This is a genomic window from Streptococcus sp. 2741, from assembly GCF_013276315.1.
Classification (GTDB): Bacteria; Bacillota; Bacilli; order Lactobacillales; family Streptococcaceae; genus Streptococcus; species Streptococcus pseudopneumoniae.
On record NZ_VMKU01000109.1, the window covers coordinates 1 to 7,154 of the forward strand.

At 41.9% G+C, this 7,154-nt stretch carries 9 protein-coding genes; 3 read left to right on the forward strand and 6 right to left on the reverse strand.

What is annotated here, in order from left to right; genetic code table 11:
- Positions 1-18: 18 nt before the first annotated feature.
- From HT671_RS11750 to nrdR, 6 genes are all read right to left on the reverse strand, one after another.
- The gene (locus tag HT671_RS11750) at positions 19-354 is read right to left on the reverse strand and encodes a hypothetical protein (protein WP_033677744.1); all 336 of its coding nucleotides are present in this window, start codon (positions 352-354) and stop codon (positions 19-21) included.
- Positions 355-434: 80 nt separating this feature from the next.
- Positions 435-1,745: a ribosome biogenesis GTPase Der gene (gene der, locus HT671_RS09340; RefSeq protein ID WP_001207696.1), complete on the reverse strand. Its 1,311-nt coding sequence runs from the start codon at positions 1,743-1,745 to the stop codon at positions 435-437.
- Positions 1,746-1,758: 13 nt separating this feature from the next.
- Positions 1,759-2,472: an NADPH-dependent oxidoreductase gene (locus tag HT671_RS09345; protein ID WP_138703365.1), complete on the reverse strand. Its 714-nt coding sequence runs from the start codon at positions 2,470-2,472 to the stop codon at positions 1,759-1,761.
- Positions 2,469-3,365 carry a primosomal protein DnaI gene (gene dnaI, locus HT671_RS09350; protein ID WP_138703366.1) on the reverse strand — a complete coding sequence of 299 codons (897 nt, stop codon included), beginning with the start codon at positions 3,363-3,365 and terminating at the stop codon, positions 2,469-2,471. The genes HT671_RS09345 and dnaI overlap by 4 nt, the downstream gene beginning before the upstream one ends.
- Entirely contained in the window at positions 3,366-4,535 is a 1,170-nt protein-coding gene (locus tag HT671_RS09355; RefSeq protein WP_138703367.1) for a replication initiation and membrane attachment family protein, read from the reverse strand. It abuts the gene before it with no gap.
- A complete protein-coding gene (gene nrdR, locus HT671_RS09360) occupies positions 4,536-5,009 on the reverse strand; it encodes a transcriptional regulator NrdR (protein ID WP_001203672.1) in 474 nt (157 codons plus the stop codon).
- Positions 5,010-5,148: 139 nt separating this feature from the next.
- On the opposite strand from nrdR, the gene HT671_RS09365 reads away from it, so the two are divergent.
- Genes HT671_RS09365 through HT671_RS09375 form a run of 3 tightly spaced genes read left to right on the forward strand, consistent with a single transcriptional unit; the run spans position 5,149 to position 6,998 of the window.
- Complete coding sequence (locus tag HT671_RS09365) at positions 5,149-5,514, forward strand: GntR family transcriptional regulator (protein WP_000119149.1); 366 nt, start codon at positions 5,149-5,151, stop codon at positions 5,512-5,514.
- A 4-nt stretch (positions 5,515-5,518) separates the two neighbouring features.
- Entirely contained in the window at positions 5,519-6,214 is a 696-nt protein-coding gene (locus HT671_RS09370) for an ABC transporter ATP-binding protein (RefSeq protein ID WP_004256110.1), read from the forward strand.
- Between the two features lie 16 nt (positions 6,215-6,230).
- Positions 6,231-6,998, forward strand: coding sequence for a hypothetical protein (locus HT671_RS09375; RefSeq protein ID WP_166735317.1), 768 nt, complete (start codon positions 6,231-6,233; stop codon positions 6,996-6,998).
- Positions 6,999-7,154: the final 156 nt, after the last annotated feature.

Genomic DNA, 7,154 nt, shown 5'->3' on the forward strand with positions numbered 1-7,154 from the left:
ATTTTCGAAGAGTATAAATCAATGCTTGCCTCCTTTAGACTTCCCTAGCTCCCGTCTCAAGCGAAGCATTTTTTTGAAACAGAAATAAGTTAACCTATTCAGACCAATAGCTAGCAGAATAAAAAGAAACCAAATGCCCCATAACTTGATATCTGTCACATTTCTCAAGACGATATTGAAAAACAGAACTGAAATAACTGTCCAAGCAAGGCTAAAAAGAGCATAGAGGGGGATGTAAAACCAGTAAAAATAGTAAAAAATTGGGAAAAATTTACTATCTCTATCGGCCTTTTCAATCCAGCTGAAAAAGTAAAACCAGGGAAATAAGATTATCAATTTAAACAAATGTTTCATCGATACCTCCTTTTTGATAGCGTTTTCTATTATTTTATTATATCAAAAAAATCTGGAAATGTCATTCCAGATTCTACTTTTTATTTGCGTTTTCTTGCGATGAGATGAATCGGTGTTCCCTCAAAAACAAAGGCCTTGCGGATTTGATTTTCCAAGAAACGCAGGTAAGAAAAGTGCATGAGTTCTTCTTCATTGACAAAGATGACAAAGGTTGGTGGTTTGGTTGCCACTTGGGTCGCATAGAAAATCTTGAGACGTTTTCCTTTGTCTGTCGGTGTTGGGTTGATGGCAATGGCATCCATGATGACATCGTTCAAGACAGCTGATGGAATACGTGTATTTTGACTTTCGCTGATTTGCTTAATCATCTCAGGAAGTTTGTGGAGACGTTGCTTGGTCAAAGCGGATACAAAGATAATCGGTGCGTAAGGCAGGTATTGGAACTGCTCACGGATATCTTCTTCCCAGTTTTTCATAGTGTGGTTATCTTTTTCAAGCGTATCCCACTTGTTGACCACGATAATCATCCCTTTACCAGCTTCATGGGCAAATCCTGCGATACGCTTGTCGTACTCACGGATACCCTCTTCCGCATTGATGACCATCAAGACCACATCTGAACGGTCAATAGCACGCATGGCACGCATAACAGAGTATTTCTCGGTATTTTCATAAACCTTACCAGACTTACGCATACCAGCCGTATCAATCATGGTAAACTCTTGACCATCTGTATCTGTAAAGTGGGTATCAATGGCATCACGAGTTGTTCCAGCAACAGGACTAGCAATAACACGGTCTTCGCCCAAGATAGCATTGATCAAACTTGATTTTCCAACGTTTGGACGACCAATCAGGCTAAACTTAATGACATCTGGATTTTCTTCTTCATATTCATTTGGAAGGTTTTCCACAATCGCATCTAGTACATCCCCTGTACCGATACCATGGACAGATGAGATAGGCAGTGGTTCACCCAAACCGAGGGCATAGAAATCATAGATATCATTTCGCATCTCAGGGTTGTCCACCTTGTTAACTGCGAGGATAACTGGTTTGTGGGTCTTATAAAGCTTACGGGCTACGTATTCGTCTGCATCGGTAATTCCTTCCTTACCGGACACGACAAAGACGATAACATCTGCTTCTTCCATGGCAATTTCTGCCTGGTGCTTGATTTGTTCCATGAAAGGAGCATCGACATCATCAATTCCTCCTGTATCAATCATGCTAAAAGAACGATTGAGCCACTCACCCGTTGCATAAATACGGTCACGTGTCACTCCTTCGACATCTTCTACAATGGAGATTCGCTCACCAGCGATCCGATTAAATAGGGTTGATTTCCCAACATTGGGACGTCCTACAATGGCAATAGTTGGTAGGGCCATAATTTCTCACTTTCTACAATAATTTCTTCTGTTCAAGATTTTTTCTAGTTGAGCTTGGTTCAGCTTGACCAAACTGTTCTGCTAGGCGCTGACTCCAGCTTGTGGTCGCACGCGCCCCAGCATAGTCAGCCTGAACACGGTCATAAGCTTGGATTGCCTCAGTTGACTGTTCTTGGTATTCTTCCTCAAAGACAACATTCTCTAGTGGCAGTCTCGGTTTCATATCATGATGTTGATTTGGCACACCCAGTGCCATCCCAAAGACAGAATAGGTGTAGTCAGGTAGGTTAAAGAGCTCTGCCACTTCTTCAGACTTGTATCGAACCAAACCGATAATCACACCACCATAGCCCAAGCTTTCAGCTGCCAACAAGGCGTTTTGTCCAGCAAGAGCTGCATCGACCGAACTAATCAAGAGACCTTCCACACCTTGGGGTTGGAAGGTGTCGGTATGAAGTCGGGCTCCCTTTTCTGCTCGGTTCAAATCTCCGACAAAGAGAAGGAAAACAGCAGACTGGCGAATGGCTTCTTGAGGTACCAATTCATACAGAGTATCTTTCTTTTCTTGACTTCGTACCACAATCACAGAGTAGGATTGGAAATTCTTCCAAGACGAAGCCATCTGGGCTGCTGTCAAAATCTCATTTAAGTCTACTTGGGGAATCTCTTGCTCTTTAAACCTGCGCACTGAAGTATGAGCCTTCATCAATTTAATGGTTTCTGTCATCGACGGTTTACTCCTTCTAAACGAGTCTCCTCAGCCAAATAACGGATGCGTTCCATGACGCGTCTGGCTTCCCAGGTTTCGTCATTTCCATTTTTCCCTTTAGCGAAATGCTTCTCCAAATCTTCAAAGTTGAAGTTAGAGGTGAAAAAGGTCGGTAAGTTTTCCTGCATCCGATATTGGAGAATGACTTGCAGGATTTCATCACGCACCCAAGCGGTGGATTGCTCGGCACCAATATCATCTAAAATCAGGACTTCAGAAAGCTTAATCTCATCCACTAAGGTCTTAACATTGCCATCACCGATAGCATTTTTGACATCGATGACAAAACTAGGATAGTGGAGGAGAGTGGAGGAAACACCACGTTTTTCTGACAAATCATGGGCTAAGGCAGCCACCATGAAACTTTTACCCACACCAAAGTCTCCATATAAGTAAAGACCTTTTCGAATAGCTGGATATTGCTCCACGAAGGCTAATAGCTTTTCAAAAACTGGTAAGCGCCCCAAATCATCCAAGTCTACTTGAGCCAAACTAGCTTGCTTGAGACTGGCTGGCAGATTGATTAACTTGAGACGGTTCTTAATAGCCGCTTCTTTTTCCGCTGCGATTAGCTCAGGAGTTTCTTCATAAGAAACATCCGCATAGCCATGATTCATAACCAAAATCGGCTTGTAGCCTTTGGCAATATAATCCGTATCACCACGGAGAAACTTGTCGCGCTCGGTGATGTACTGATTAAACTTGGAGATACTGCGATTCAATTCCTCTGGGGTCAAGGATTCTTGCTGGATAAAGACCGCAACATCAGGGTCCTTCATGATTTTCTGGACCAAATCTTGATAATGAAAACGGCTAGGTTGACGCTTGAGTACGTCTCCGACACTTTCCATCTAATCTCCTCCTTTTTCTAATCGAGCTAATAGTTCTTGTTTCTTACGTTCTAGTTCCAGACGAGTTTCCTCGCTGGTTTCATTTTTATAATCTGGATTGCTCCACTTGGGTACATTGGACTTGGCAGGACTAGGGGTACTGCTTTTTTGAGCCTGATTCTTCTGCCCACGCTCACGGATTCGCAAGACTGCCTCTTCTGCCGAATGAATCTTTTGATAGGCATAATCATTAGCCACCTTCATTGCATATTTCTCATTGATGTTTGCCGAATCCACCTTATTAAAGGTCAATAAGAGAATGATATTGATGACTTCGTCCAGCAAGCCCAAACCAGCCATCTGTTGCAAGAGTTCTCTTTCTGTTTGGGTGATGGTTCCCTTGCGTGTTTGCTTGATTTCTGCCAAGAACTGCAGGGCAGTTTTACTTTTGGCTTCTTTGATAATGGTTGTTTCCTTAGGACTAAAGTCAGAGGAAACAGGTTTTTGAGCGATTTTTTCCCGCATGCGTTTGGTTGAAATGACTTGGGAAACAGCTGTTGACTTAGCCAATTGATAAGTTTCAAACCAAGTCCATTTCTTCTCCTCGGCGATGGCAAAGATGTTTAAGACATCGGACTGCTCATCCGCAAAGCGAAGCCCATCTCGAGCCATAAGCTGACGAAAATGGTCCAAGTCAAAATCATTAGCCACTTTCTTCTTGAGACCAAGGTCTTCTTGACTTCCTAGTTCTGCCAAATCTGGAAAGACTTGATTGAGGGAGACAGGTATTTCTTCTCCCTCAGCACTCTCAACTTTCAAATCCTCCACAGCTGCATCACCAATCTTTTTCTCCAAAAGTCTGCGATAAACAGGATGCTCCAAGAAGTCCAGACTAGATAGAGGAGCATGGAGGGCTAGCTGATAAACATCCCCCTTTTGATAGAGGGTTAAGAGATTAAAAGCAGATAAGATTTTCAAAGATTTTATCAATCTATCCATTCCAAAGTTAAGATGGTTGAGAATACTTGAAAAAAGATATTCCTTTCTGCCGTTATCCCAAAAACTGATTGTATAAAGATAAAGGCTCAGTGCCTCCTGACCGATAATCGGGAGGTAGCACTGTACCAGAGATGAGGTATCTTGCGACACCCGATTATTCTTTAGATAAGAAAAACGGTCAATTGGCTTCATTTATCTTTCCTTTTTCTTTTTAGAGGACTGAGTAATTTGTTGGAGCAGACTCTCTAACTCACTCACATCCTTAAAACTACGATAGACACTGGCAAAACGCACATAGGTAATCTCGTCCAGTTCAGCCAACTCCTCCATGACGAGTGAACCAATGTCCTCACTTTGAATTTCATTTTCATTTCGACCACGGAGTTTCTGTTCGATACGATTGACTACCATGTTGATTTCATCACTTGACACAGGACGTTTCTGGGCTGAGCGGATAATCCCATTAAAGATTTTATCTCTGGAGAATTGTTCCCGCGTGCCATCTTTTTTAACAACCACTAAGGTTCTTTCTTCTACCCGTTCGTAGGTTGTAAAACGGTGCTGGCATTCATCGCACTCACGTCTTCTACGAATAGTGTTCCCTTCTTCTGCTTGGCGACTATCGATAACACTTGACTTGGTAGCCCCACATTTTGGACAACGCATCCTTTCCCTCCTTATCGTTTTCTTTTCATTATACCATTTTTTAAGCGATTCCCAAAACAATTCTTCTTTTTGCTTGACAAGTTTTTTGTTTTGTTGTATTATTTGATTAAGACAAAAGGATAAAAGAAAGGAGACCAAGATGTCCTGGACATTTGACAACAAAAAACCCATTTATTTACAGATCATGGAGAAAATCAAGCTTCAGATTGTTTCCCATACACTGGAACCCAATCAACAACTTCCAACCGTGAGAGAGCTAGCGAGCGAGGCTGGTGTCAATCCCAACACCATCCAAAGAGCCTTGTCAGACCTTGAACGAGAAGGATTTGTCTACAGCAAGCGAACAACTGGACGATTTGTGACTGAGGATAAGGAGCTAATCGCCCAATCGCGCAAACAATTATCGGAAGAAGAATTGGAACACTTCGTTTCCTCCATGACCCATTTTGGCTATGAAAAAGAAGAACTACCAGGCGTAGTCGGCGATTATATTAAAGGAGTTTAAGCCTATGTCATTACTAGCATTTGAAAATGTATCCAAATCTTATGGAGCAACACCAGCCCTTGAAAATGTTTCCCTTGACATCCCAGCTGGAAAAATTGTTGGTCTCCTTGGGCCAAACGGCTCAGGAAAAACAACCCTGATTAAACTAATCAATGGCCTCTTGCAACCAGATCAAGGACGTGTCCTCATCAACGACATGGACCCAAGTCCAGCAACCAAGGCCATCGTAGCTTATTTGCCGGATACGACCTATCTCAATGAGCAAATGAAGGTCAAAGAAGCCCTAACCTACTTCAAGACCTTCTATAAAGATTTCAATCTTGAACGCGCCCATCATCTGCTTGCAGACCTCGGCATTGATGAAAATAGTCGTCTCAAGAAATTATCAAAAGGGAATAAGGAAAAGGTACAACTGATTTTGGTTATGAGCCGTGATGCTCGTCTCTACGTTCTAGACGAACCCATTGGTGGGGTGGATCCAGCAGCCCGTGATTATATCCTCAATACCATTATCAACAACTACTCCCCAACTTCTACCGTTTTGATTTCTACCCACTTGATTTCTGATATCGAGCCAATCTTGGATGAAATTGTCTTCCTCAAAGACGGAAAAGTCGTCCGTCAAGGAAATGTAGATGACATTCGCTATGAGTCAGGTGAATCCATTGACCAACTCTTCCGTCAGGAATTTAAGGCTTAAGCAAAGGAGATTATTTATGTTTTGGAATTTAATTCGCTACGAATTTAAAAATGTTAACAAGTGGTATTTAGCCCTCTACGCAGCCGTGCTAGTCCTTTCAGTCCCCCTAGGAATGCAAGGACACTACTATAATTATATATCTTTCAAAGATAGCCAACCTTTCCTATTTATCTTTCTGGCTCTCGTCTTTGGTGGCTTGATAATTACACTTGGGATTTCAACCATTTTCTTGATTATCAAACGCTTCAAAGGTAGTGTCTATGACCGCCAAGGCTATCTGACTTTGACCTTGCCAGTTTCTGAGCACTATATCATCACTGCTAAATTAGTCGGAGCCTTTATCTGGTCTATACTTAGCTCGGCTGTACTGGCTCTAAGTGCTTTTCTTATTGTGACTATAACGGTTCCAGAATGGATGTCACATTATGACTTGTTCCCACTTGTAGGAACATACCTTCCTCAACTCTCTCTTGTGGGGTTATCCTTCCTACTAAATACCGTTTCTGGAATCCTCTGCATCTACTTGGCTATTTCCATTGGACAGCTTTTCAATGAATACCGTACAGCACTCGCTGTTGCAGCCTACATTGGGATCCAAATCGTCATTGGCTTTATTGAAGTTTTCTTCAATACCAGTACTAACTTCTATGTCAATTCACTTGCAGGATTTAATGATAATTTCTATATGGGAGCAAGCATAGGCATTGTTGAAGAACTCATATTCATAGCTATCTTTTATCTCGGAACCTACTATATTTTGAGAAACAAGGTTAACTTGCAATAGTTTTAAAATCAAAAAGGATAACATCTCATCACAGAGAGGCTATCCTTTTTGATTTTATCTCATTTTCCGTCTAACTTTATCTTACAGACGAATCCTTCTAACCAATTAATACTCTTCGAAAATCTCTTCAAACTACATCAGCTTCACCTTGCCGTA